This is a genomic window from Curtobacterium sp. UNCCL17 (assembly GCF_000686685.1).
Lineage (GTDB): Bacteria > Actinomycetota > Actinomycetes > Actinomycetales > Microbacteriaceae > Curtobacterium > Curtobacterium flaccumfaciens.
Genome location: NZ_KK366001.1, coordinates 450,275 through 472,546 on the forward strand (window position 1 = coordinate 450,275; position 22,272 = coordinate 472,546).

Genomic DNA, 22,272 nt, shown 5'->3' on the forward strand with positions numbered 1-22,272 from the left:
GCCTGGGGTCCGGTCGCTAGGATCGGGCGCACACCGCGCCTCCAAGAAGAGCGATGCGCGACCTGAGCTGCGAAGGACGGACCGGATGAGCGGCACCATCTACGAGAACATCTCCCAGGCATTCGGCAACACCCCCCTCGTCAAGCTGAACCGGCTGCCGAAGGCGGGCGGGGCCGAGGTGCTCGCGAAGCTCGAGTTCTACAACCCGGGCGCCAGCGTGAAGGACCGTCTGGGCGTCGCGATCATCGACGCGGCCGAGGCCTCCGGTGCGCTGCAGGCCGGCGGCACCATCGTCGAGGGCTCGTCCGGCAACACCGGCATCGCCCTCGCCCTGGTCGGCGCTGCTCGCGGGTACCGGGTCGTCATCACGATGCCCGAGACGATGAGCGTCGAACGCCGTGCGGTGATCCGTGCGTACGGGGCCGAGATCGTCCTGACCCCCGGGCCCGAGGGTATGAAGGGTGCGGTCGCCAAGGCCGAGTCGATCGTCGCGGAGACCCCCGGTGCGATCCTCGCCCACCAGTTCGAGACGGCTGCGAACGCCGAGATCCACCGGAAGACCACGGCGGAGGAGATCCTCCGTGACACCGAGGAGCACGTCGACGTGTTCGTCGCCGGTGTCGGCACCGGCGGCACGATCACCGGTGTCGGGCAGGTGCTCAAGGAGCGCGTGCCCGGCGTGCAGATCGTCGCCGTGGAGCCGAAGGACTCGCCCCTGCTCACCGAGGGCAAGGCCGGTCCGCACAAGATCCAGGGCATCGGCGCGAACTTCGTGCCCGAGGTCCTCGACCAGAGCGTCATCGACGAGGTGTTCGACGTCGAGCTCGACGACGCGCTCCGGGTGGCCCGTGCCCTGGCGACGCAGGAGGGCATCCTGTCGGGCATCTCGTCCGGCGCGATCATCCACGCGGCGCTCGAGATCGCCGCACGCCCCGAGAACGCCGGCAAGCGGATCGTCGCCATCGTGTGCGACACCGGAGAGCGCTACCTGTCGACGGTGCTCTTCGAGGGGCTCACTGCGTGAGTCGTCCTCTTCGACGAGGCGTGCTGCGGACCATCCGGGAGGACCTGTCCGCAGCACGCCGCGGTGACCCCGCCGCCCGGGGCGACCTGGAGAACGCGATCGTCTACTCCGGGTTGCACGCCATCTGGACGTACCGGGTGACCCATCGTCTCTGGAACGCACAGGGGCTGCCCGGGTCCCGGTTCGCGGCCCGGCTGCTCGGGCAGGTCGCACGGTCGGTCACCGGCATCGAGATCCACCCCGGCGCGCGCATCGGCCGCCGGTTCTTCATCGACCACGGCATGGGTGTCGTCATCGGCGAGACCGCGGTCATCGGCGACGACGTGCTCGTGTTCCACGGTGTCACCCTGGGCGGACGCGGGGGCGACCACGGCCCGGGGGCCCGTCGGCACCCGGTGGTGGGGGACCGCGTGGTGCTCGGCGCCGGGTCGTCGCTGATCGGGGCGATCACGATCGGTCCGGACTCCGTCGTCGGCGCCAACACCGTGGTGACGAAGGACGTCCCGGCGGGGTCGGTCGTCACCGGGGTCGCCGGGACTCCGCGTCCCCGGTCCGGGCACGAGGGCGTCCCGACGCTCTGACCGCGCCGGGCGCACGCCGGCCGCGTCGCGCCACGGCCCGGGCGCACGCCGGGCCCGCAAGACACCGGTGTTCGCGCATCGCACCGCGGTGTGCGGGTGTTCAGCACGCGAACACCGGTGTCGTGCCGGTGTCACCGAGCGCGAGCGAGCGTCAGCTCTTCTCGCAGGCGATGCCGTCCTTGTCGCGGTCGAGCTTGGCGTTCGCCTTGTACAGGGCGTCGTCCTTCTTGACCGTGCCCTTGAGCGCACGGGTGGTGGTCTTGCCGCCGGAGGCGACCTTGTTGCTCGTGACGGACTTCTTGGCGATGCCACCGGAGTACACCTTCTGCACCGCGGTGCAGTTGGCGTAGGACTTCGGTGCCGCCTGCGCGGTCGAGGTCCCGCCGACGACGACGGTGGTCGCGAGGACGGCGGTGGCGGCGGCGATGCCGAGGGTACGGATGATGCGCACGGGTTCCCCCTGGAACTGGTGGTGATCGCGCGAGCGACCGCCGCGTCGGGTACGCGGCGTGGTGATCCTACGACGTGATTGAGGCTCACGACCCGCCCCCGAACGGGGTGCCCTGTCGGCGGCCTGCGGCATCCTGGTCAGATGGACGGCGAGCAGCTGCACGAGATCGCGAGCAGCACGGCCCTGGGGCTGCCGGCGGCACTCGAAACCCAGCCGTTCGGCGAGGGCTCGGTGGTCTACAAGGTCGTCGGCAAGATGTTCGTGATGGTGACCGAGGTCCGTGGGACCCCGATCGTGAACCTCAAGTGCGCGCCGCCGCACGGGGCGGCGCTGGTGCGCGACCACGACGAGATCACGCCGGGGTGGCACATGAACAAGCGGCACTGGATCACGTTGGCACCGGGCGACGGCATCGACGAGACCCTGGTCGAGGACCTCGTGGCGAACGCCTACGATCTGGTGGTCGCCGGGCTGCCCGTGGCGAAGCGTCCGATCGACCCCTCGCGCGGCGCGCTACCGGCCTGAGTCCGGCTCGACGGGCTCGTCGGGATCAGACTCGCGCGGCGACCTTCGACAGGTCCTGGACGACCTTCGGCGCCAGGCGCTCGCCCGATTCGAGCACGGCCCGCGCACGATCGGGTGCCAGGTCGCCGAAGATCTCGCCGATGGTCACCCCGTGTTCCGGCCGGTACGTCACCTCGATGGGGTCACCCGCGGCGACCGAACCGGACTTGACCACGCGGAAGTACGCCCCCGGCCGCCCCTCGTCGGCGAACCGCTTCACCCACTTGTCGACCCCCATGCGCCGGGCGAAGGTGCCGCAGGGCGTGCGGGGGACCGTCACCTCGAGCACGAGGGTGTCGCCGATCCGCCAGCGTTCCCCGGTCACGGCCCCGGTCACGTCGATGCCGCTGGTGCGGAGGTTCTCGCCGAACAGGCCGGGCGGGACCTCGCGCTCGAGCAGGTCGGCGAAGTACGCGGCGTCCTCGTCGGCGTAGGCGTACACGGCCTGGTCCACACCGCCGTGGTACTTGCGGTTCGCCTGCACGTCGGCGCGCAGGCCGAGCGGCCGGACCCGGACGCTCCCGGTGACCGGGCGCTTGTCGATGGCGGTGACGCCGATGATGCCGGAATCCGGCAGCAGGCGGTCGACGCGGCAGACGGCGGTGACGAGCGACATGGTGCCAACTCTGGCGCACACACGCCGCCGCACCAAGCAGGGCCGCGCACGGCCCGGCGGATCGGGATGAATGACCCAAGCGGTCGAGCGAGCACCGGTCCTACGGTGAAGGGGCTTCGGTCTCCCGCCGATCGGGAGGCAGCGGCCAGTCCGCGTCACATGTGGAGCAGGAACTCACGGAGGTTCACGATGGCGTTCGTCACCACGAGCGATGGTGCAGAGATCTTCTACAAGGACTGGGGGCCGCGCGAGGCGCAGCCGATCGTCTTCCACCACGGATGGCCCCTGTCGTCGGACGACTGGGACGCGCAGATGCTGTTCTTCCTGGGCAAGGGCTACCGCGTGGTCGCGCACGACCGCCGTGGGCACGGGCGTTCGTCGCAGATCGGCACCGGTCACGACATGGACCACTACGCGAGCGACACGGATGCGCTCGTGCAGCACCTCGACCTGCGGAACGCGGTCCACATCGGGCACTCCACCGGTGGTGGCCAGGTCGCGCGGTACGTCGCCCAGTACGGCGAGCCCCAGGGCCGGGTCGCCAAGGCCGTCCTGGTGTCGTCGGTGCCGCCGATCATGCTGCAGAGCGACACCAACCCCGAGGGCACGCCGATCTCGGTGCTGGACGGGTTCCGGAGCGCACTCGCCGCGAACCGCGCCGAGTTCTTCCAGGCCGTCGCCGAGGGACCGTTCTACGGGTTCAACCGTCCCGGCGTGGAGGTCTCGGCCCCGGTCGTCGCGAACTGGTGGCGGCAGGGGATGACGGGCAGCGCCCTGGCCCACTACGAGGGCATCAAGGCGTTCTCCGAGACGGACCAGACCGAGGACCTCAAGGCGATCTCCGTCCCGGTCCTCGTCACGCAGGGCGATGACGACCAGGTCGTGCCGTACAAGGCGGCCTCGCTCAAGCAGGCCGAGCTGCTCAGCAACGCCACGCTCAAGATCTACGAGGGGTACCCGCACGGGATGCTGACGACCCACGCGGACGTCATCAACCCCGACCTGCTCGCCTTCATCCAGCAGTAGGACGAGCCGACAAACACGACGTCAGGGGCGCACACCGGAACCGTCCGGGTGCGCCCCTGACGTCGTGTGTGACGAAGCGGGTGCGACGCACGTCCCATCGGTGACCACACCACGAGGAGCCGACGTGACCCGCACCGCTGCAGTCCCCAGGAACGCCCCCGCACACGTGCTCGCCCTGGCACGTGTCCGCGCGCTCGCCGCCCGGCCGGCCGGACCCTTCAGGGTCGTGCCGGCACACCGCCGCACCCAGCCGTTCACCATCCACCACCAGTAGAAGGAACGCGTGCACCACCAGTCCCTCGCCGAGCTCGACGACGCGGTCCTCGCCGGCCGGTCGTCCGACGGCGACGTCCGGGCCTTCGAGGTCCTGATCCGTCGCCACACCCCGCTGCTCCGCGCCTACGCCCGTCGGACCCTCGGTTCCACCGACGAACTCGACGACGTCGTGCAGGAGACCTTCATCACCGCGTGGGACCGCCTCGACTCCCTCGAGGACCTCGCGCGCGTGAAGTCGTGGTTGATGCGCATCCTGAGCCGGAAGTGCCTCGACCGGATCCGCGCGCGGCGCGTCCACGACGACGTCACCGAGCTCGAGGTCGCCGCGCCGGCCGACGACGCGCCCGACCGGGTCGCCGAGGCGCGCTCGCGCGAGGACGCGGTCGAACGTGCGCTGGCCGAACTGCCCGAAGCCCAACGACGGTGCTGGATCATGAAGGAGGTGCTCGAGTACCGGTACGACGAGATCGCCGCCGAACTCGACCTGCCGCCCTCGACGGTCCGGGGACTGCTGTCCCGAGCGAGGAAGAACATGATCCGACTCATGGAGGGATGGCGATGACCGACCACGACGGCATCCGGCCGGACCTGCCCGACAGCCCCGAAGCACTCGACGCCCTCGAACCCGGTGACCTGGACGGCCACTCGATCGACGAACTCGCCGACTACCTCGACGCCGGCATGCAGCCGGCGGACCCGAGCATCGACGACTCGCCCGCCTGCCAGAACGCCCTGGCCGCGATCATCCGCGTCCGCCACGCGTCGCTCCGCTCGCTCGAGGCGGCCGCCCGCGACGAGGCCCCGGCCGACGAGTCCTGGATCAGCGGCGTCCTGGCGAACATCTCGATCGAGTCCCGCTCCGGTCGCGACGTCCCGCTCCGCCCCCTGTCCGAGACCGAGCGCCCCGTGATGACCGAGGGGGCCATCCGTTCCCTCATCCGCCGCACCGGTGACGAGGTCCCCGGTGTCCTCGTGGCACGCTGCCACCTCGACGGCGACGTCACCGAACTCGCGTCCCCGATCCGGGTGGTCGTCGAGATCGCGATCGCGTCCGGTCCGTCGATCCCCGCGACCGCCGAGCTGGTCCGCACCGCCGTGGCCGGCGCCCTGGCCGAGCAGACCGACCTGCTCGTCGAGGCGGTCGACGTCGTCGTCCGCGACCTGCTGCCGGACCCCGAGCCCGGCACCGACCCCGAGGGGGCCCGATGAGCACCACCGACGAGACCCTCGCCGCGATCGAGGCCGCCGTCCTCGAGGTCCCCGGCGTCACCGACCTGTACCGCTCCCGCCCGACGGTCGCGAGCGCCGTGCAGGTGGTCCGCAGCATCGCCACGAGCACCGGACCGCTCCGGATCGTCGTCGACGACGGCGCCCTGCGTGTCGTCATCGGCACCGACGGCTTCCGCCCGGCCCCCGAGGTCGCCCGCGCCGTCCACGACGTCGCCCTGGCGACCGCGGCGGCGCACGGTCTGGCGCTCAGTCGCGTCGACGTGCGCGTCGCGCGGGTGGGCTGACCGTGACCACCGATCGGACGGGAGGCCCGTGGCGGCGTCGCCACGGGCCTCCCGTCCGCCGTGGGCGCAGCTGACCCCGGCACACGCGACCCGACGCCGCCCGCGGCGCCGAAGGAGACCCTCGCAGGACCACGTGCGGAGCGCCGGCAGTCCGTAGCGTGCTCGTGAGGGAGCGGCAGCAGTTCCGCACCGATCGTCGTCGCACTGACCGGAGGAGCCATGGAGACCGACGCCGCCGTGCTCCCGTCACGTCGCGTCCGCGTGTACGGACGGCCGTTCGACGCGGACTCCTACGCCCTGCGGGACTTCCTGTCGCGCTCCGTGGTGCAGTTCGACTGGTTCCCGGTCGACGTCGACGGGGTCGGGGGCGCCGACCGGGTCGATCCGTCGCGGCTCCCGCTCGTCGTGTTCCCCGACGGCACGGAACTGGTCGCACCCACGCTGCGCGAGGTCGCCGACCGGCTCGGGTGGATCCACGCACCGCGCCGCCAGGAGTACGACCTGTCGATCTACGGCGCCGGTCCCGCCGGGCTGTCCGCGGCCGTGTACGCCGCCTCCGAAGGGCTCGACGTCGTCCTGCTCGAGCGGGACGCCGTGGGCGGGCAGGCCGGGTCGAGCAGCCTCATCGAGAACTACCTGGGGTTCCCCGAGGGGATCGCCGGAGCGGACCTCGCCGAGCGCGCCCGGGAACAGGCCGTCCGGTTCGGCGCCGAACTCCTGGTGATGCGCGAGGGTGTGCGCGGTGTCTTCCACGACGGCCGCATCCACGCCGACCTCGCCGACGGCGGCCACGTCGTCGCCCGTGCGAACATCTGCGCGACCGGTGTCGAGTGGCGTCGGCTGGGGTTGCAGCGCGAGCAGGAGATGCTCGGCTGCGGTGTCTACTACGGTGCCGGGACGAGCGAGGCGGACGGCTGCGCCGGCGAGCAGGTCTTCGTGGTCGGCGGGGCGAACTCGGCGGGCCAGGCGGCGATGAACCTGTCCCGCTCCGCGGCGCACGTCACGATGCTCGTGCGGGGCGCGTCGCTGTCGGCCACGATGTCGGAGTACCTGAGCGCCAGGATCGTGGCCGCACCGAACGTGACGGTCCGGACGGGCTGCCAGGTCTCGGCGCTGCACGGGGACAGTCGACTCGAGTCGATCGAGGTCACCGACGGCGACGGCGCCACGGTGTCGCTGCCGGCCACGCGGTTGTTCATCTGCATCGGCGGACGACCGGACACGAGCTGGGCCGAACAGACGCCGATGGTCCGTGACCGGCTCGGGTACCTGGTCACCGGCCCGGACCTCGACGCCGTCGACGGCTCGCTCGAGCACTGGCCGCTCGAGCGGCGTCCCTTCTGGCTCGAGACGAACGTGCCCGGGTCCTTCGCCGCCGGGGACGTCCGCGCCGGGTCCGTCAAACGCGTCGCCGCAGCGGTCGGCGAGGGCGCCATGGCCGTGACCTTCGTCCACCGCCACCTGGCGACGAGCGACTGACCGAGGAGCCCTGTGATGCCCGACGAACCCGACACGACACTGCCGACCGCCGCCGAGTCGATCACCTCCCTGGACCGACCGACCGCCTTCTTCAACGCCCTGATGACCGAGCACTTCGTCCTCGAGAGCGCGCGGAGCATCACGGTCAGCGAGTCGAGCAGCCGCTCCTCGCTGTACCTCACCACGCTCTCCAGCTCGCTCGTCGCCTTCGGGTTCCTCGCGCACACGCCCTTCGCGCTCGGGTTCCTCGGCGCGATCATCCCGGTGATCGTCCTGCTCGGCGCGTTCACCTACGAACGCCTCGTCGAGACCTCGCTCGAGGACGTCGCGGCACTCGCCGCGATGCAACGCATCCGTCGCTACTACGGCCGCCTGCTGCCCGAGGCCGACACGTACTTCCCGATGCCCCGCGGGCGGCACGCGGCGAACGAGCTGCTCGACATCGGCCGGGCTCCGTCGTGGTACCGGCTCCTGTTCACGATGTCGTCCGCGATCGCGGTGGTGAACTCGATCGTCGCCGGTGCCGGGGTCGCCATCCTGGTCGACCAGCTCGGCGTCGACGACCCGGGTTCGATCGTGTGGGGCGTCGGATCGGCGGTGGTGCTGGCCGTCGCACACCTGTCGTACCAGGTCCGGTCGCACACCACGATGCACGAGCTGATCGCCCGGTCGGAAGCACTGGACACCGACCGACGGCTGCCCTGACCGGCCGCGACCGGCCGCGACCGGTGTCAGCGTCGCTCGGCCAGCTGCTCCGACCAGTCGCGGGGGAGTCGGTCGGCCGGACCCGGGACCGACTGGGTCGTCGGGTGCGCCTGCGGGTCGGCGAGGCGGGGTCCGTCCACGAAGTCCTGCGTGACGAAGTCCCAGAACCACCCCTCGCCCGGCTCGAACGACTGCATGACCTCGTGCCCGGTGACCGCGAAGTGCGCGGTGGCGTGACCGTTCAGGGAGTCGTCGCAGCAGCCGACGTGTCCGCAGGCGGCGCACCGACGCAGGTGCACCCACCACGAGCCCGTCGCGTCGCACTCCACGCACCCCGCGCCGGACGGGGGGACGGACGGGGAGACCATGTTCGCGCGTGCACTCATGGTCCAACCGTGCGCCGCGCACCCACCCGGGCGCTTGAGTCAAACGGCGCTGGTACCGCGCGGTCGGAGTTCCTACGGTCGAACCGAGGACGGACGAGGAGCACGGTGCGGGAGACGACGGATGACGGGACCACGTCCCCGGCGACCCTCGCCGCATGGGCGCACCGGGCCGTCGACGATCCTCGACGCGGGCGACCGGCCGTCCACGTCCCGGTCACCGTCGCGGCCCTCGGTCGGCACGGCACCCTCGGACTCGGTGCGCTCGCCGGCGGCGACGCCGGACCCCGCGGCCTGGTCGTGTGCGAGCGCCGGTGCTTCCGGATGCTGCCGGACGGCACCGCGGCGGTCGCGGACGCGGCCGACGCGGTCGCGTTCGCCGTGGTCTCGACGTTCTCGCCCGACCTCGCGGTGACGGTCGCGTCCGTCGCTTCCGTGGCCGACCTGGAGGCCCGGATCACCACGGTCCTGCCGCCGCGCGACTTCGCGGTGGCCGTCTCGGTCGACGGCGTCTTCGACGAGGTCCGGACCGAGGACGGCGCGACCGGGACGACGGTGCACCGCGCGGTCGCGGGTCGCCTCGTCGGCTTCCGGACGCCGGGCCCGGGCGGGACCGGTGCCGACCTGCACCTCGCGTTCCTCGACGCCACCCGCACCCGCGCCGGAGTGCTCGCCGGGTTCGCGGGGTTCTCCGGACGGATCGAGCTCGGGTTCTCCACCGCGCCGCACCTGGCGGTCCGTGCGCTCGGCGCCGGGCTCGACGGCGGACCGGTGTGACCCGAGCGGTGGTCAGCCGGATCGGTGCTGCCGGAACCGTGCCGCGAGCTCCCGGCGAGAGGCGACGCCCCACTTCGCGTAGACGTGCCGGACGTGGCTCGTCACCGTGTGGGTCGAGATGAACAGGTCGGACGCGATCTGCTGCGTCGTCAGGCCGGCTGCGACCCGTTCGACGACCTGCGCCTCGCGGGCGGTGAGGCCCGAGATGCCCGAGATGCCCGGGTCGGCGGGGGTCGCTCGGACGGTGACACCGACGCTGCGCAGGTGCCCCCGCGACCGTTCGGCCTCGCGCAGGGCACCGGCACCGTCGAACAGCTCCGTCGCCTCCCGCCACACCTCGACGGCCGCGGGCACGGAGCGCCGCCGCAGGGCGCACCCGAGGTCCTTGAGCGCTGCGGCCAGCACGAGCCGGCGGTCGACCCGGCGCAGGCGCTCGACCGCGTCGCCGAGGCTCTCCACGGAGTCGTGGACGAGTCCGTGCACGTGCAGCCAGGTCCCGCCGCACAGGTCGTTGTCCGGGTTCGCCGTGGCCCTGCGTCGCGCCACACGTTCGATCCGCTCGAGTCGGTCCTGTCGGCCCCCACGGATCGCGATGCGCGCGAGGTGGACGTCGTCGGCGAAGTCGGCCGGGCTCGACATCGACGCGATCGGTTCCTCCAGGCTCCGCCACGCCACCTCGCTGCGGTCGACGGCGGCTCGGACGTCGCCGTGGGCGTCCGCTTCGAGTGCCAGCAGCCACGATCCCGAGCGCGCCGATGGGGGATCGGCGAGCAGGGCCTCGGCGAAGTGCCGCGTCCGGTCGGCCGCCCTGCGGTCCCCCTGCAGCAGCGCCGTACGGAAGAGGACGGTCCCGGCAGTGAGTGCCGCGAACCGACCGAGTTCCAGGTCCTCGGCCAGGTCGAGGACCGACTCGGCCGACGTCTTGGCGTCCTCCAGCCGGCCCTGGTCGAAGAGCACCCTCGTGCGCAGCATCATCCAGGCGGCGGTCGGGCGGGCCAGGTGGTTGCGCCGGGTCTCGATGGCGTTCGCCTCGGCGATGCGTCCGGCACGGTCGGTGTCGCCGAGTGCCCCCGCGAGGAACGCCACCCAGAGCCCCTCGGGCAACCAGGTGCTCGACGACCCCCCGGTGGCTGCGACCCGGCTCATCGCCGACGTGATCGCCTGCGTCGCGTCCGCGAACCGGCCCTCGTTGAAGGCGAGCACGGAGGCACTGGCCTCGAAGGTGGCGACGGCGACCGGGTCCGCGTCGCCGTCGACCGTCGCCCGGGCCTCCCGCAGTGCGGCGGCGAGGTCCGCGTGCCGTCCCGCCTGGGCGAGGTTCAGCGCGCGCACGGCGAGCAGACGCGACCGCACGCCGGCGCTCACGCCGGGCAGGGCCAGTGCGGTCTCGACCGTCCGCAGTGCTTCCGGCGTCGAGCCCTCGGTCTGCAGCCGCGCCAGGGTCAGGTGCAGCCGTGCGTCGTCCTCCGGAGCGAGGCGGCCCTGCAGGTCGTGGAGCAGCGCGCGGGCCTCGGCCGTCCGGCCGCTGTGCCAGAGCAGCGGCAGGACGTCGACGACGATGCCGGGCAACGCCGGGGTGCCGTGCGCGAGGTCGGCGGCGCGGAGGGCGAGCGCCCCGGCCTCGGCGGCGTCCGTGCTCGCGAGGTCGATCGCCACCGTGCGCAGGACCTCGGCGGCGCGGACGTCCCCGCGCTGCGCCACCGTGGCGATGCGCGCGGCGATCGAGACCGGTGGGACACCCTGCCGCAGGAGTTCGTCCACCGCTTGCCGGAGCAGGTCGTCGCGGACGGCCGCGGGGATCATCGACTCCGCCGCCTCGCGGAGGACGTCGTGACGGAACGACAGGTCCGTGCCGTCGTCGACGAGCACCCCCGCCTCGATCGCCTCGTGCAGCCCGGGGAGCAGTCGCTGCACCGGCTGGTCGAGCATCGCCGACAACGACCGCACCGAGAACGAGCGTCCCAGGGTCGCTCCGACCTGCACGAGCTGCTGCGTGGGCTTCGACAGGCGTCGGAGGCCCTCGCGGATCGACGCACCGAACCTCGCGGGCAGCGCGGCGCCCGGCATCGTGGCGACGCCGTCCGCGATCGCCAGCAGGCCTTCGTCGACGAGCCCGCGGACGAGTTCGGCGACGAGGATCGGGATGTGCTCCGTCCGTCGGGCAACACGCAGCACCGAGCCGTCCGGCGTCGCGCCGACCAGGTCGCTGATCATGGCGGCGGTGGCCTCCTCGTCCAGCGGGTCGAGGTCGACGATCCGTCCCGTCGCGGCGAGCTCGTCGACGGTCGCCGTCACCGGCGGGTCCTGGTGCTCGGTCCGGACCGCGACGACCCAGAGCACGGGGACGTCGGCGAGTCGGCGCGACAGCGATCGGAGCACCGCCAGGGACGTCGTGTCGCACCACTGCAGGTCGTCGACGACGACCACGACGCCGTCCGACGCCGCGGCTCGCTCCAGGTCGTCCTGGAGCTGCTGGAGGAGCCAGTACCGTGCCTCCGGGTCGAGCGTCACCGCGCTGAGCCGGACGCGGTCGGAGATCGGCCGGGGCCCGGCGCCGAGCGCGTCCATGATCGGTGCGAGCGGGATCAGGCGTGCGTCGCGGTCCGTGCGACCGACGGCCACGCGGAGGCCGGCCGCGGTCGCCTGGTCGACCACGTCCTCGAGCAGACGCGATTTGCCGACGCCCGCAGCGCCGCGGACGACGAGCACGTCTCCCGCGCCCCGTGACAGACCGGCCAGGGCATCGGCGGCGACGCCCCGTTCGACGCTCCGGCCGCGGATCGGCAGCCCGTTGCCGGGCACGGCGGACACCGGCGCGGAGAACTCGTCTCCGCGGGGGAGCAACTCCTCGTCCGTCAACACGGCGGCCACCAGTCCTCGTCGGTGGCTGGAGTCTACGAACGGACCGAGCGCGGGCGACGGGCCCTGCCGTTACCCCGGCGGCGGGTTCCGGTGACGCTCCCGGGCCGTCCGCCCGGGGTGTCGCGAGTGGTGGCGGGAGCATCCGGGGCCCACGGGGCGGGCGGCCGGCGAGGGTGTCCCTGACAGGGTCACGTCCGGGCGTTGCCCGTCGCGTCGCCTCCCAGTCGCAGGAGTGCATCCCGGAGTCCGGCCCGTGTCGTCACACCGAGCTTCGGGAACAGCCGGTACAGGTGCCCGCTCACGGTGCGCGGGGAGAGGTACAGCTGCCCGGCGATCTGCTTGTTGGTCAGTCCGGCCGCGGCGAGGGACGCCACACGGCGTTCCTGTTCGCTCAGGTCGACCGCCTCCAGCGCCGTCGGCAGCGGACGGGCGGCACCGGCCGCGCGCAGCTCGCGTTCTGCGCGGCCCTGCCAGTCGCCGGCCCCGAGCACCTCGAAGGCGCGCGCCGCCAGCCGGAACTGGCTCCGGGCCTCCAGTGCGTGCATCCCACGACGCAACCACTCGCCGTACGCCAGACGGACGCGGGCCACCTCGAACGGCGAGACGTCGCCGTCGACGCTGGCCAGCGCGTCCTCGAAGAGGGCGCGGGCACCAGGCGTCTCGTCGACGACCGCTCGGCAGGCGAGCAGCACCAGGGAGCGGCGCGGGGTCGGCTGGTCGGTGAACGCCCGTTCTGCCCGGGCCACCAGCGCGGCCCCGTGGTCGGCCAGGCGGAGCCGCGCAGCCGACTCCACCGCATCGAGCAGCTCGATCGGTCCGTAGCTGCTCTCGAGCCACCGCCCCGCCCCGCCCGGTCGCGTCGCCGAGCGGCTGTGGGCCTCCTCGAACCGGCCCGTCGCGACGTCGAGTGCCGAGCGGGCGTGCTCCGCTGCCCGAGCGACCAGCGGCGTGCCGTGCTGGGCCGCCCACCGTGCTGCGCGGTCGGCCTTCCACGCTGCCCGCTCCGGCTCGCCCTGCACCGACAGGACCAGGGCCTGCAGCGCCTCGGTCAGCGCGACGAAGGTCCCCGCCTGCCAGCGCTCCGCTGCTCGGTGCACGTGGTCGAACGCCGCGCCCGCCGCGTCGAGCCGCCCCGCCTGGTAGTGCGTCACGGCGGCACGGCACGAGCTGAAGTAGTCGAGGAGCCCGGCGTCGCCCGCCCCTCGGAGCGCTGCCTCCACGTGGTCCCGGCGCGGATCCGTCGAGTCGAGCAGCGTCCACGCGATGTGCAGTGCCACGGCCTTCCACGGTTGCGTGTCGGCAGCGGATCCCAGCACTTCGCGGTACAGCGCGGCACGCTCGTGCTCGGTCCGGCCGGAGCCGTCCACGCAGTCCTCGACGAGCCGCAGCACCGGGTCGAGGTCGCGGTCCGCGGTCAGCGCCAGCGCCTCGTCCCACCAGGAGTCGTGCCCGCCGAGGTAGCAGAGCACGTGCAGCGTCGCGACCAGGACGTCGTCGGCCCCCGCCCGGTCGGGCTCCCCGAGCGCGGCCAGGACGCTCCGCCTGCCGGCGTGTACATCACCGGACCGGGCCGCCCGGACGAACTCGACCGCCGCCACCAGCGACGGACCGGGTCGGGTGCCACGGCGCACGGCCCGTTCGGCCTCGGCGTCGACCAGTCCGAAGTCACCGGTGAAGGCGGCCGTGACGGCGACGGGGACGTCGGCCGACGGCAGCCGGGTGCCCGATCCGGCCCGGCCCTCGCCCACCGCGACCACCACGACCGTCCCGAGGTCCTGCGCCAGCGCGGCGAGCAGGTCGTGCAGCACGGACCTGGCGTCCTCGTCGAGCGCGTCGAAGTCCTCGACGAGGACGACGCTCGGGTCCGGCCGCGGCGTCCCGGCGTCGTGCGCCCGGACGAGCGCGAGCCACGGGGCCAGCGACGCGGCCTCGATGACGGGGTCACCGCCCACCGCGCGCCACCGGACGACCGTGTGGCCGTCCGCCCGGGCAGCGTCGGCGACGTCCGCGAGCGCCCGCGCCCGGCCGGACGCGTCCGGTCCGGTGACCACCACGAAGGGATCGGTGTCGCCGGACGGCGAGCGCAGCGATCGCCCGATGCCGTCGCCGTGCGCCGGTCGTGCGTCCGAGATGCTGATCGTCATCGTCGCTCCTGGATCGTCGGTCGTCCGCCGCCCGGGAGGCCCGTGGCGGCTGCTCCGGACGCTATCGACGACGACGCGGTCACCACATCACCCCGTGGTCGCCCGGGCATCCCCCCTGTCGGAGCGGGTCATCCGACTCAGGCGTGACGAGGGGTCGGGTGGCGATGCTCGACGGGAGACACCCCACGGCACCGAACCGCACCGTCAGGACGGCTGCGGAGGAAAGGCGGACACCATGGCCTCCGTCCACGTCGCAGCCTGATGGTCGGCACACCGGGCAGCCGCGTCCCCATCGACGCGCAGAGCGTCGACGCGCCGCTGTCCCGTTCGGCGGTGTTCCTGACCCTCGACGTCGGCCCGGACGACGACGACCTGGCCGCGGTCCGCGACGTCCTCAGCGACCTCGACGGCCTGTTGAAGACGGTCGGGTTCCGTGCCCTCGACGCGCACCTGTCCTGCGTCGTCGGGATCGGGGCGGTGGCGTGGGACCGTTTCTCGCCGCACGCCCGTCCGGACGCGCTGCAGCCCTTCCCCGCCCTGACCGGGCCGGTCCACTCCGCGCCGTCCACCGGGGGAGACCTGCTCTTCCACATCCGGGGCGAACGCACCGACGTCTGCTTCGAGTTCGAACGCCTGCTGCTCGCCGCGCTCGGGGACCACGTCACCGTGGTCGACGAGGTCAGCGGCTTCCGGTACTTCGACACCCGCGACCTGCTCGGCTTCGTGGACGGCACGGCGAACCCGGTCGCGCAGGACCTGGCAGCCTCCGCACTCGTCGGTGCGGACGACCCGGACTGGGCCGGTGGCAGCTACGTCGTCGTGCAGAAGTACCTGCACGACCTGGCGGAGTGGAACGCCCTCGGGACGGACGCGCAGGAGCGGATCATCGGCCGGTCGAAGTCGGACAACGTGGAGCGTGACAGCGCCACCGAGGTCCGGCCGTCGCACAAGTCGCTCGCGACCATCGTCGACGACGACGGGGTCGAGCACGACGTCCTCCGCGACAACATGCCCTTCGGTCGCCCCGGCAGCGGGGAGTACGGCACCTACTTCATCGGCTACAGCGGTGAGCTCTGGGTGCTCGAACGGATGCTGGAACGGATGTTCGTCGGCGATCCACCCGGGACGTACGACCGGCTGCTCGACTTCTCTCGCGCGATCACCGGAGCGACGTTCTTCGCCCCCGCACGCGATCGTCTGGTGGACCTCGCCGCGCTCGCGGCACCACCGTCGCCGTCCGTGGTGACGGCTCCCGACGCCACCGGTCCCGGTCTCGGCATCGGTTCACTCCGCAGCACGGAAGGGCACACGCCATGAACCACCTCCTCCGCGAACTCGCGCCGTTCGGTGCCGACACCTGGGCGGTGCTCGACGCCGAAGCCCGTGACCGGCTGGTCCCGGCGCTCGCCGCGCGGCGCATCGTCGACTTCGACGGACCGCGCGGCTGGCAGTGGTCCTCGGTCGACCTCGGCCGCACCGACGCCGTGACCGGCGGGGTCGCCGACGGCATCACCGCACGGCGCCGCAGGGTCCTGCCGCTCTGCGAGGTCCGTGCGACCTTCACCGTCGCGCTCGAGGAACTCGTGGACTCGTCCCGCGGCGCCACCGACGTCGACCTGGGCGACCTCGACGCGGCCGTGCTGCGGCTCGCGGCCCACGAGAACCGGGCGACGCTCCGGGGGTGGCCGGAGGGCGGCATCACCGGGGCCGGGCAGGCGTCGACCCAGCCCGCACAGTCGCACGACGGCTCACCGGGTTCGTTCCGGGCCGCGGTCACGGCTGCGGTCGCCGCGCTCCGTGACGTCGGCGTCGCCGGGCCGTACGCCCTGGCGTGCAGCCCGCGTGACTGGGCGGACATCGTCGAGACCGACGACGCCGGCACGCCCCTGCGTGAGCAGCTCGAAGGCATCACCGGCGGTCAGGTCGAGCGGGCGCCGGGCATCGACGAGTCGCTGCTGATCAGTCAGCGCGGCGGGGACTTCGTGTTCACCGTCGGCGAGGACCTGGCCCTCGGCTACCTGGGCCACGACACCGTCGACGTCACGATGTACGTCGAGGAGACCTTCGCGTTCCAGGTGAACACCCCCGAGGCGTCCGTCGTCCTCCGCCGGTCACTCTGACGAGCCGCACTGACGCCGACTCGCGCCGACGTGCGCGTCGCGCGGGTGGGCTGACCGCGACCAGACAACGCAACGGGAGGCCCGTGGCGGATCCGCCACGGGCCTCCCGTCCGTCTGCCGGTCGCCTTCGCGACCCGCGCCGATCAGTAGAAGTTGTTCGCCTGCGAGTGCCCCCACGCCGCGCACGGGGTGCCGTACGCCGAGCTGATGTACCGCAGGCCCCAGGTGATCTGGGTGGTGGCGTTGGTGCGCCAGTCCGCGGCGATCGTGGCCATCTTCGAGCCGGGGAGCGCCTGCGGGATGCCGGTCGCGCCGCCGTTCGCGTTGACGGCCTGGTAGTTCCAGCCGGACTCCTTGGTCCACAGGTTGTCCAGGCACTGGAACTGGTCGGCACCCCAGCCGTACTCCGACGACGCCAGCGAGGTCGCCGTTGCCTTCGCGCCGGCGACGGTGTTGCCGGCGGCGAGCTTCCGGGCGGCCTCCGCTGCCTCGGCGGCAGCCTTCCGCTCGGCTGCGGCCTTCGCTGCGGCCGCGGCCTTCGCGTCGACGTCCCGCTTGTCCTGCGTGGCGCTCGCCTGCGCGACGTCGGTGGCCGACGCGACCGTCGTCGAGATCCGGTTCGTCAGCGCAGCGCCGGACAGGTCCGGGTAGTCGCTCAGGGCGTCGACGCGCTGTTCGAGCGCCGAGGTGTCGACCTTGTCGTTCGCGGTCTGCATGACGGTCTGCGCCGTGGTGATCGTGGCGGCGGCCTGGGCGCGGTCCAGCGCGGTGCCGCGCAGGGCGGGCTCCGCGGTCGCCGAGGCGCTCGCGGTGCCGGTCGGCATGCCGAGGGCTTCGCCGATGACGGGCTGCGTGCCGACGGTCAGGGCGCCACCGGCGACGGCGAGGACCGCCGCGCCGCCGGCGATCAGCGTCGCGCGGTGCCGCAGGGCCCGACGCATCCGGCGGGTGGGGGTGTTCAGGGCCTCACGTCGGGTCGAGGCGGTCGTGGTAGGGAGCTCAGGGGTGTGTCGCATCGGTTCCGCAGGTCGGCGGCTCGGTGGGGGAGGGACTCCTGCTCGCGCGACCGAGGTCGTACGGGCACACCGGAGGCTGGCGGTGTCGGTGACACCGTCGGCGACGACGAGGAGTCCTCGAGCCGGTGAGGACCGGACGGTGGTGTGGGGCCCGTCCGTCCGCCGGGAGCAGCCGTGGGGTGGCCGCGGTCAGGCGGAGCCGACACCATGACCGGTCAGACTGGGCAGCGCGTCCAGGAACGCTGGCAGAACGGTCCGTCCACCGCTTGGTAACGGTTCGGTAACGGTCGTGTGGAGCCTAGAAGGTGTGAGGTTCCTGGGCGTGCTCGCCCTGGGCGACACGCTCGAGCGCGGCCAGGGCGCCGGCGATCGCCTGGACGTCCGACTCGTCGAGCTCGGCGATGAGCTCGGCGACGATCCCGGTGCGGTTCGCGCGGGCCTGCTCGACCGCCTCGATGCCCTCCGGCGTGGCCGTCACCATGAACGCCCGGCCGTCGCGCGGGTCGGCCTCGCGCTGGATGAAGCCGCGCTGCTCGAGCTCGGTCAGGATGCGGGTCATCGTGGGCTTCGTGACCACCTCGATCCGCGACAGGTCGCCGGGGCGCAGGGGCCCGTGCCGCTGGATCGATGCGAGCGCAGACACGATGCCGTACCCGAGCGAGGCCGAGTCGGTACGGGCCCGGCGGTTGATCCGACCGACCGCGGCGGCCAGGCGTGCGGCGACCTCGGTACGGTCCGTCGGGCGGGGGTTCATGTGCTGCTCCGGGTGCCTGGTTCAGGTGGTCGCCAGCGATGCTATCGGTCCGCGCGGCCCCGGGACTGGGAGCGTCACGCGCGTGCCCGGGCCACCGACCGGGAGGCCCGTGGAACGTCGACCGCCCGCCTCGCGTCGGCGAGACGGGCGGTTTCTGTACGCGGGTACAGGTGGACTCAGTGCTTCTCGCCCGGCAGCTGGTGGATCGCCTCGGTCGCGAGCTCGGCCGCGACGTTGTCGCCGGACTCGGTCGCTGCCCGGAGGCGCCGGAAGTCCTCGGTCATCCGGTCCCAGTCGACCAGCTCGTCGAGGTTCGGCAGGCGCAGCCGGAAAGCGAGGCCGTCCATCGTGTCGCGGCAGACGCGCTGCAGGTTCTCGTTGCCGCACTCGGCGACGTACAGGGCGAAGACGTCGAGCGCGTCGTGGTTGACGGCGGCGACCTCGTGGGCCTCGAGCTCGGTGATCGTCTTGTCGAGCTGCGCGAGGATCTTCTTCCGGGCAGCCGACCCCAGGCGCGGGACCGCGAGTCGGACGACGCCGCCGAACAGCACGCCGAGGGTCTGCATCGCCTGGACGACCTCGGTCGGGTCCGGCGTGGTGACGCGGGTGTACCGGTTCGGGGCCATCTCGATCAGGCCGGCGCGGGACAGCTGGCTGAGGGCCTCGCGGATCGGCGTGCGGGAGACACCGAGCCAGGAGATGAGCTCGTCGTCGTTCAGGCGTTCGCCGGGCAGGAGCGTGCCGTCCATGATCGCGTCGTGGATCTTGTGGCGGACGGTGTCACGGAGCAGCTGGTGCTCGGTCGGGGCGCTGCGGGGGACCGGCATGCGTTCTCCTTCGGGGGCGGTGGCGTCGGGGCGCCGGGCGAACGGGCACGGTCGGCATCGCACGTGCTCGCATCACCGTACCTGATATGACAACGGCGTTCCGATCGGCTCAGGGCGTGTCAGTGTGGACGTTCAGATGCCGGTCACGTGCGTGTGCGTCGTGTGCGTCGCGTGCGTCACTCCTGTTCCGAGTGCTCTCCGAGCAAGCGGAGCGTGGCCGGGTCCTCGGCGCCGTCTTACCAGCGGTCGAGCACGGCGACGAACGGCCCCGGGTCGGCTGCGATCCGGGCGAAGAGCGTCATCGACGACCGGAGCTTCACCGCGTCGATGCCCCCGAGCAGGGCGTCGGCGGAGTGGGCGGGGGCGTGGCGTGCGACGTCGGTCGCCGCGAGCAGACGGGGCCGGAGCACCGGGTGTGCCAGGTAGGCGCGGGCTTCGTCCGTCCCGGTGATCGCGTAGCGCACGGCCGTGGCGCTCCGCCCCAGGCCGGCCAGCTGCGGGAACACGAACCACATCCAGTGCGACGACTTCCGGCCCCGACGGAGTTCGTCGAGCGCGACGTCGTGGACACCCTGCTGGGCCCGGACGAAGCGGTCGAGGTCGAACGGGTCGTCGGCCTGTGCGTCGGAGCGTGCGTCGGTCACCGGACGACCCCGCCCCAGCCGTACCGGACGGTCGTGCCGTCGACCACGAGCAGGGAGTCCGGGGCCCGGTCGAACAACCCCGGCATGCCCACGGCGTCGGGCAGGTCACCCTCGAGCCGGTCGAGCGTGGCCGAACGGGTGGTGAGCACCGGGTGCTGTCGCTGCCAGAACAGGGTCTGCGCCAGGTACCGCGCATGGATGCCGGCGCGGGTGGTGAGCTCGGCGGCCAGCGGGGTGTCGACGACCTCGCCGGCGGTCACCCGGACCGAGGCCGCGTGCTTCGGCCGCGCCGCGCCAGTCGGGCGTTCCTGCCGGAGCGACCGCGCCCACCGCACCGGGTGCAGTGCGCGGGTCGGGTGCCGGACGGATCGGTGCGCCACCGCGTCACCGCGGCGACGGGAACGTGCGTGCGCGAACGTGTACGGCACGCCGAGCAGCGCGTGCGCGGCCACGATGGCGGGCACGTTCGCGGTGTCGACCGTGCGGTAGGTCACCCCGCGCCGGCCCTGGTCGTCCACCGTGAGCACCTCGATCGTGACCTCGGTCATGGTGCCGAGCCGCCCGGCAGAGGGGAACGGCGGCACCCGGGTCTCCCGGAACACGTACGCCGACAGCCCCACCCAGGCGCTGCCGTCGACCACGTCCGGACGGGTCCCGCGGGGGACGAGCCGCTGCAGCGACGCCGGGTCGTGCCGCCAGTGCGCGAACACGATGTCCTCCCAAGCGTGCTGGGTCACCGGGCGGTGCAGCAACGGCACCGCCGCGCGGGTCCACGACGGCTGGGTCACTGCTTCGGTGCGTGCCGACCGACGCGCACGCCCCACAGCACCAACGGGGCCTGCAGCGGGAGCCGCAGCACCGAGACCACCCGCATCGCCCGGCTCGAGCGGGGGTGGTCGAGCAGGTCGTTCGCCATGTTCACGTTGGCCGGGAACACCGCCGCGAACAGCGCCGCGGCGGCCCACCCCGAGGCGCGGCGGGTCGCGGGGAACGCGAGCCCGGCGGCGATGCCGAGCTCGGCCACGCCGGAGGCCAGCGTGGTCAGCCGCGGGGGCAGCGCGTCCGGCACGATCCGGTCGAAGTGGGTCGGGCGCAGGAAGTGCATGGTGCCCGCTGCACCGAGGGCCACCGCCAGGATGGTGGCCGTGCGGTTGGCACGTCGGATCCGCTCACGTCGTCGCATGCGGCCCATCGTGCCTGCCGGTCCTCGGAACCACGTCAGTGCCCGTTCACGTCAGTGCGGTCGCGACGAGGTCGAGGACCGCCGTCGCCACCTCGGCCTTCGTGCCGGAGGTCTCGCGGACCACCTCGCCGCCGGGCACCAGGACCTCGATCGCGTTCTCCTCGCGCTCGAACCCGGCCGACCAGCCGACGTGGTTCACGACGAGCAGGTCCGCGGGCTTCCGGCTGATCTTGGCGCGCCCGAGCTCGATCCGCGCGTCGCGGTCGGGTTCGGTCTCGGCGGCGAACCCGACGATGATCTGCCCCGTCCGCCGTGCCGCCACGAGGTCGGCGAGCACGTCCGGGTTCCGCACCAGCTCGAGCGTCATGCGCTCGCCCTGCGCGTCCTTCTTGAGCTTCTCGGTGAGCACCTCGGCCGGACGGTAGTCGGCGACGGCGGCGGTCATCACGACGACGTCGGCTTCGGCGGCGGCGGTGTGCACGGCCTCGGCGAGCTCGAGCGCGGACCCGACGGGCACCACGGTCGCGTCCAGCCCCGCGGTCAGCGAGCCCTCGACGTTCGCGGCGACGAGGGTCACGGACGCCCCACGACGGACGGCGTCGGCGGCGATCGCGATGCCCTGGCGGCCGCTCGAGCGGTTGCCGACGAACCGCACCGGGTCGAAGGGCTCGCGGGTACCGCCCGCGCTGACGACGACGCGGACGCCGGCCAGGTCGCCCTGTTCGCCACGGGCTCCGGTGCCCGCCCCCGTGCCGTCCGTGCCCCGTCGGCCGGCCGGTGCGGGGTGCTGGTCGAGCACGGCGAGCGCGGCGGCGACGATCTCCTCGGGCTCCGCCATCCGACCGATGCCCGCATCGTCGCCGGTGAGTGCGCCGACGACCGGTCCGACCAGGTGGACGCCGCGGTCACGCAGCGTGGCGACGTTCGCACGGGTCGCGGGGTGCTCCCACATCTGCGGGTGCATCGCGGGGGCGACCACGACGGGTGCCTCGGTCGCGAGCAGCGTCGTGCCGAGCAGGTCGCTCGCCAGGCCGTGCGCCATCCGGGCCAGCGAGTCCGCGGTGGCGGGGGCGATGACGACCAGGTCCGCCCGGCGACCGAGCGCGACGTGGCGCACCTCGGCGACGTCGTCCCACACGCTCGTGGTGACGGGGTTGCGGCTGAGGGCCTCGAGCGTCGGCAGTCCGACGAAGCGCAGGGCGCCCTCGGTCGGGACGACGTGCACGTCGTGGCCGCGCTTGACCAGGTCGCGGACGACCCCGACGGCCTTGTAGGCGGCGATGCCCCCGGTGATCCCCACGATGACGGTCAGGGCGCGCTCTGCTG

General features: G+C 73.0%; 25 protein-coding genes. 13 read left to right on the plus strand and 12 right to left on the minus strand.

Annotation, left to right across the window (positions count from 1 at the left end):
* Positions 1–85: 85 nt before the first annotated feature.
* On the plus strand, positions 86–1,024 hold the full coding sequence (cysK, locus tag BR70_RS0111955) for a cysteine synthase A (protein ID WP_027466262.1): 939 nt from the start codon (positions 86–88) through the stop codon (positions 1,022–1,024).
* A 20-nt stretch (positions 1,025–1,044) separates the two neighbouring features.
* A complete protein-coding gene (gene epsC / locus BR70_RS0111960; protein WP_027466263.1) occupies positions 1,045–1,605 on the plus strand; it encodes a serine O-acetyltransferase EpsC in 561 nt (186 codons plus the stop codon).
* A gap of 151 nt (positions 1,606–1,756) precedes the next feature.
* Here epsC and BR70_RS22860 read toward each other — a convergent pair whose 3' ends face one another.
* A complete protein-coding gene (locus BR70_RS22860) occupies positions 1,757–2,056 on the minus strand; it encodes an excalibur calcium-binding domain-containing protein (protein ID WP_197019649.1) in 300 nt (99 codons plus the stop codon).
* Between the two features lie 141 nt (positions 2,057–2,197).
* On the opposite strand from BR70_RS22860, the gene BR70_RS0111970 reads away from it, so the two are divergent.
* Complete coding sequence (locus BR70_RS0111970; RefSeq protein WP_027466265.1) at positions 2,198–2,581, plus strand: MmcQ/YjbR family DNA-binding protein; 384 nt, start codon at positions 2,198–2,200, stop codon at positions 2,579–2,581.
* 25 nt (positions 2,582–2,606) lie between these two features.
* Here BR70_RS0111970 and BR70_RS0111975 read toward each other — a convergent pair whose 3' ends face one another.
* Positions 2,607–3,236: an MOSC domain-containing protein gene (locus BR70_RS0111975; protein WP_027466266.1), complete on the minus strand. Its 630-nt coding sequence runs from the start codon at positions 3,234–3,236 to the stop codon at positions 2,607–2,609.
* A 189-nt stretch (positions 3,237–3,425) separates the two neighbouring features.
* On the opposite strand from BR70_RS0111975, the gene BR70_RS0111980 reads away from it, so the two are divergent.
* The 7 genes from BR70_RS0111980 (at position 3,426) to BR70_RS0112010 (ending at position 8,236) form a co-directional block, all read left to right on the plus strand.
* A complete protein-coding gene (locus tag BR70_RS0111980; RefSeq protein WP_027466267.1) occupies positions 3,426–4,262 on the plus strand; it encodes an alpha/beta fold hydrolase in 837 nt (278 codons plus the stop codon).
* A gap of 124 nt (positions 4,263–4,386) precedes the next feature.
* The gene (locus BR70_RS23315) at positions 4,387–4,536 is read left to right on the plus strand and encodes a hypothetical protein (protein ID WP_155896873.1); all 150 of its coding nucleotides are present in this window, start codon (positions 4,387–4,389) and stop codon (positions 4,534–4,536) included.
* 9 nt (positions 4,537–4,545) lie between these two features.
* Entirely contained in the window at positions 4,546–5,100 is a 555-nt protein-coding gene (locus BR70_RS0111990; protein WP_027466268.1) for an RNA polymerase sigma factor, read from the plus strand.
* Positions 5,097–5,747, plus strand: a complete 651-nt coding sequence (locus BR70_RS20760) for an Asp23/Gls24 family envelope stress response protein (RefSeq protein WP_155896874.1) — start codon at positions 5,097–5,099, stop codon at positions 5,745–5,747. Before BR70_RS0111990 ends, BR70_RS20760 begins: the two co-directional genes overlap by 4 nt.
* A complete protein-coding gene (locus BR70_RS0112000) occupies positions 5,744–6,052 on the plus strand; it encodes a hypothetical protein (protein ID WP_027466269.1) in 309 nt (102 codons plus the stop codon). The genes BR70_RS20760 and BR70_RS0112000 overlap by 4 nt, the downstream gene beginning before the upstream one ends.
* 219 nt (positions 6,053–6,271) lie before the next feature.
* Positions 6,272–7,531 (plus strand): NAD(P)/FAD-dependent oxidoreductase, encoded by a 1,260-nt coding sequence (locus tag BR70_RS0112005; RefSeq protein WP_035808816.1) that lies wholly within the window; start codon positions 6,272–6,274, stop codon positions 7,529–7,531.
* Positions 7,532–7,546: 15 nt separating this feature from the next.
* Positions 7,547–8,236 carry a hypothetical protein gene (locus tag BR70_RS0112010; protein WP_027466271.1) on the plus strand — a complete coding sequence of 230 codons (690 nt, stop codon included), beginning with the start codon at positions 7,547–7,549 and terminating at the stop codon, positions 8,234–8,236.
* A 26-nt stretch (positions 8,237–8,262) separates the two neighbouring features.
* On the opposite strand, the gene BR70_RS0112015 is transcribed toward BR70_RS0112010, so the two are convergent.
* On the minus strand, positions 8,263–8,622 hold the full coding sequence (locus BR70_RS0112015) for a UBP-type zinc finger domain-containing protein (protein WP_027466272.1): 360 nt from the start codon (positions 8,620–8,622) through the stop codon (positions 8,263–8,265).
* Positions 8,623–8,727: 105 nt separating this feature from the next.
* Between BR70_RS0112015 and BR70_RS0112020 the strand changes: the two genes are divergently transcribed.
* Entirely contained in the window at positions 8,728–9,396 is a 669-nt protein-coding gene (locus BR70_RS0112020; RefSeq protein WP_027466273.1) for an acetolactate decarboxylase, read from the plus strand.
* Positions 9,397–9,408: 12 nt separating this feature from the next.
* On the opposite strand, the gene BR70_RS20765 is transcribed toward BR70_RS0112020, so the two are convergent.
* Together BR70_RS20765 and BR70_RS0112030 are read right to left on the minus strand one after the other, a co-directional pair.
* Complete coding sequence (locus tag BR70_RS20765; RefSeq protein WP_035808818.1) at positions 9,409–12,267, minus strand: AAA family ATPase; 2,859 nt, start codon at positions 12,265–12,267, stop codon at positions 9,409–9,411.
* 179 nt (positions 12,268–12,446) lie between these two features.
* Positions 12,447–14,402 (minus strand): LuxR family transcriptional regulator, encoded by a 1,956-nt coding sequence (locus BR70_RS0112030; RefSeq protein WP_027466274.1) that lies wholly within the window; start codon positions 14,400–14,402, stop codon positions 12,447–12,449.
* Positions 14,403–14,663: 261 nt separating this feature from the next.
* Here BR70_RS0112030 and BR70_RS20770 point away from each other — a divergent pair, with 261 nt between their 5' ends.
* Both BR70_RS20770 and BR70_RS0112040 read left to right on the plus strand, forming a co-directional pair.
* Positions 14,664–15,719 carry a Dyp-type peroxidase gene (locus BR70_RS20770; protein ID WP_081827366.1) on the plus strand — a complete coding sequence of 352 codons (1,056 nt, stop codon included), beginning with the start codon at positions 14,664–14,666 and terminating at the stop codon, positions 15,717–15,719.
* Positions 15,716–16,522, plus strand: a complete 807-nt coding sequence (locus tag BR70_RS0112040) for a family 1 encapsulin nanocompartment shell protein (RefSeq protein WP_027466275.1) — start codon at positions 15,716–15,718, stop codon at positions 16,520–16,522. Before BR70_RS20770 ends, BR70_RS0112040 begins: the two co-directional genes overlap by 4 nt.
* Positions 16,523–16,665: 143 nt before the next feature.
* Here BR70_RS0112040 and BR70_RS22865 read toward each other — a convergent pair whose 3' ends face one another.
* The 7 genes from BR70_RS22865 to BR70_RS0112075 all read right to left on the minus strand — a co-directional run bounded on the left by BR70_RS22865 (position 16,666) and on the right by BR70_RS0112075 (position 22,258).
* On the minus strand, positions 16,666–17,538 hold the full coding sequence (locus tag BR70_RS22865) for an aggregation-promoting factor C-terminal-like domain-containing protein (RefSeq protein WP_081827367.1): 873 nt from the start codon (positions 17,536–17,538) through the stop codon (positions 16,666–16,668).
* A gap of 298 nt (positions 17,539–17,836) precedes the next feature.
* Positions 17,837–18,292, minus strand: a complete 456-nt coding sequence (locus BR70_RS0112050) for a MarR family winged helix-turn-helix transcriptional regulator (protein ID WP_027466277.1) — start codon at positions 18,290–18,292, stop codon at positions 17,837–17,839.
* Between the two features lie 176 nt (positions 18,293–18,468).
* The gene (locus BR70_RS22420; RefSeq protein WP_051596876.1) at positions 18,469–19,119 is read right to left on the minus strand and encodes a GntR family transcriptional regulator; all 651 of its coding nucleotides are present in this window, start codon (positions 19,117–19,119) and stop codon (positions 18,469–18,471) included.
* Between the two features lie 236 nt (positions 19,120–19,355).
* Positions 19,356–19,763 (minus strand): DUF1810 domain-containing protein, encoded by a 408-nt coding sequence (locus BR70_RS20780; protein ID WP_051596877.1) that lies wholly within the window; start codon positions 19,761–19,763, stop codon positions 19,356–19,358.
* Entirely contained in the window at positions 19,760–20,551 is a 792-nt protein-coding gene (locus tag BR70_RS20785) for a YqjF family protein (RefSeq protein ID WP_051596878.1), read from the minus strand. Before BR70_RS20785 ends, BR70_RS20780 begins: the two co-directional genes overlap by 4 nt.
* Positions 20,548–20,946: a DoxX family protein gene (locus BR70_RS0112070; protein WP_035808821.1), complete on the minus strand. Its 399-nt coding sequence runs from the start codon at positions 20,944–20,946 to the stop codon at positions 20,548–20,550. Before BR70_RS0112070 ends, BR70_RS20785 begins: the two co-directional genes overlap by 4 nt.
* Positions 20,947–20,992: 46 nt before the next feature.
* Entirely contained in the window at positions 20,993–22,258 is a 1,266-nt protein-coding gene (locus BR70_RS0112075) for a bifunctional phosphopantothenoylcysteine decarboxylase/phosphopantothenate synthase (RefSeq protein ID WP_027466279.1), read from the minus strand.
* Positions 22,259–22,272 lie beyond the last annotated feature (14 nt).

Excerpts from the sequence above, each read along its gene's own strand:
- BR70_RS0112010 (WP_027466271.1), top strand. The coding sequence starts at position 7,547 with ATGCCCGACGAACCCGACACGACACTGCCGACCGCCGCCGAGTCGATC.
- BR70_RS0111970 (WP_027466265.1), top strand. The coding sequence starts at position 2,198 with ATGGACGGCGAGCAGCTGCACGAGATCGCGAGCAGCACGGCCCTGGGG.
- BR70_RS0112015 (WP_027466272.1), bottom strand. The coding sequence starts at position 8,622 with ATGAGTGCACGCGCGAACATGGTCTCCCCGTCCGTCCCCCCGTCCGGC.
- BR70_RS20770 (WP_081827366.1), top strand. The coding sequence starts at position 14,664 with ATGGTCGGCACACCGGGCAGCCGCGTCCCCATCGACGCGCAGAGCGTC.
- BR70_RS0112040 (WP_027466275.1), top strand. The coding sequence starts at position 15,716 with ATGAACCACCTCCTCCGCGAACTCGCGCCGTTCGGTGCCGACACCTGG.
- BR70_RS0111975 (WP_027466266.1), bottom strand. The coding sequence starts at position 3,236 with ATGTCGCTCGTCACCGCCGTCTGCCGCGTCGACCGCCTGCTGCCGGAT.
- BR70_RS0112030 (WP_027466274.1), bottom strand. The coding sequence starts at position 14,402 with ATGACGATCAGCATCTCGGACGCACGACCGGCGCACGGCGACGGCATC.
- BR70_RS22865 (WP_081827367.1), bottom strand. The coding sequence starts at position 17,538 with ATGCGACACACCCCTGAGCTCCCTACCACGACCGCCTCGACCCGACGT.
- BR70_RS0111980 (WP_027466267.1), top strand. The coding sequence starts at position 3,426 with ATGGCGTTCGTCACCACGAGCGATGGTGCAGAGATCTTCTACAAGGAC.
- BR70_RS0112050 (WP_027466277.1), bottom strand. The coding sequence starts at position 18,292 with ATGAACCCCCGCCCGACGGACCGTACCGAGGTCGCCGCACGCCTGGCC.
- BR70_RS22420 (WP_051596876.1), bottom strand. The coding sequence starts at position 19,119 with ATGCCGGTCCCCCGCAGCGCCCCGACCGAGCACCAGCTGCTCCGTGAC.
- BR70_RS0112005 (WP_035808816.1), top strand. The coding sequence starts at position 6,272 with ATGGAGACCGACGCCGCCGTGCTCCCGTCACGTCGCGTCCGCGTGTAC.
- BR70_RS0112000 (WP_027466269.1), top strand. The coding sequence starts at position 5,744 with ATGAGCACCACCGACGAGACCCTCGCCGCGATCGAGGCCGCCGTCCTC.
- BR70_RS0112070 (WP_035808821.1), bottom strand. The coding sequence starts at position 20,946 with ATGCGACGACGTGAGCGGATCCGACGTGCCAACCGCACGGCCACCATC.
- cysK (WP_027466262.1), top strand. The coding sequence starts at position 86 with ATGAGCGGCACCATCTACGAGAACATCTCCCAGGCATTCGGCAACACC.
- BR70_RS20760 (WP_155896874.1), top strand. The coding sequence starts at position 5,097 with ATGACCGACCACGACGGCATCCGGCCGGACCTGCCCGACAGCCCCGAA.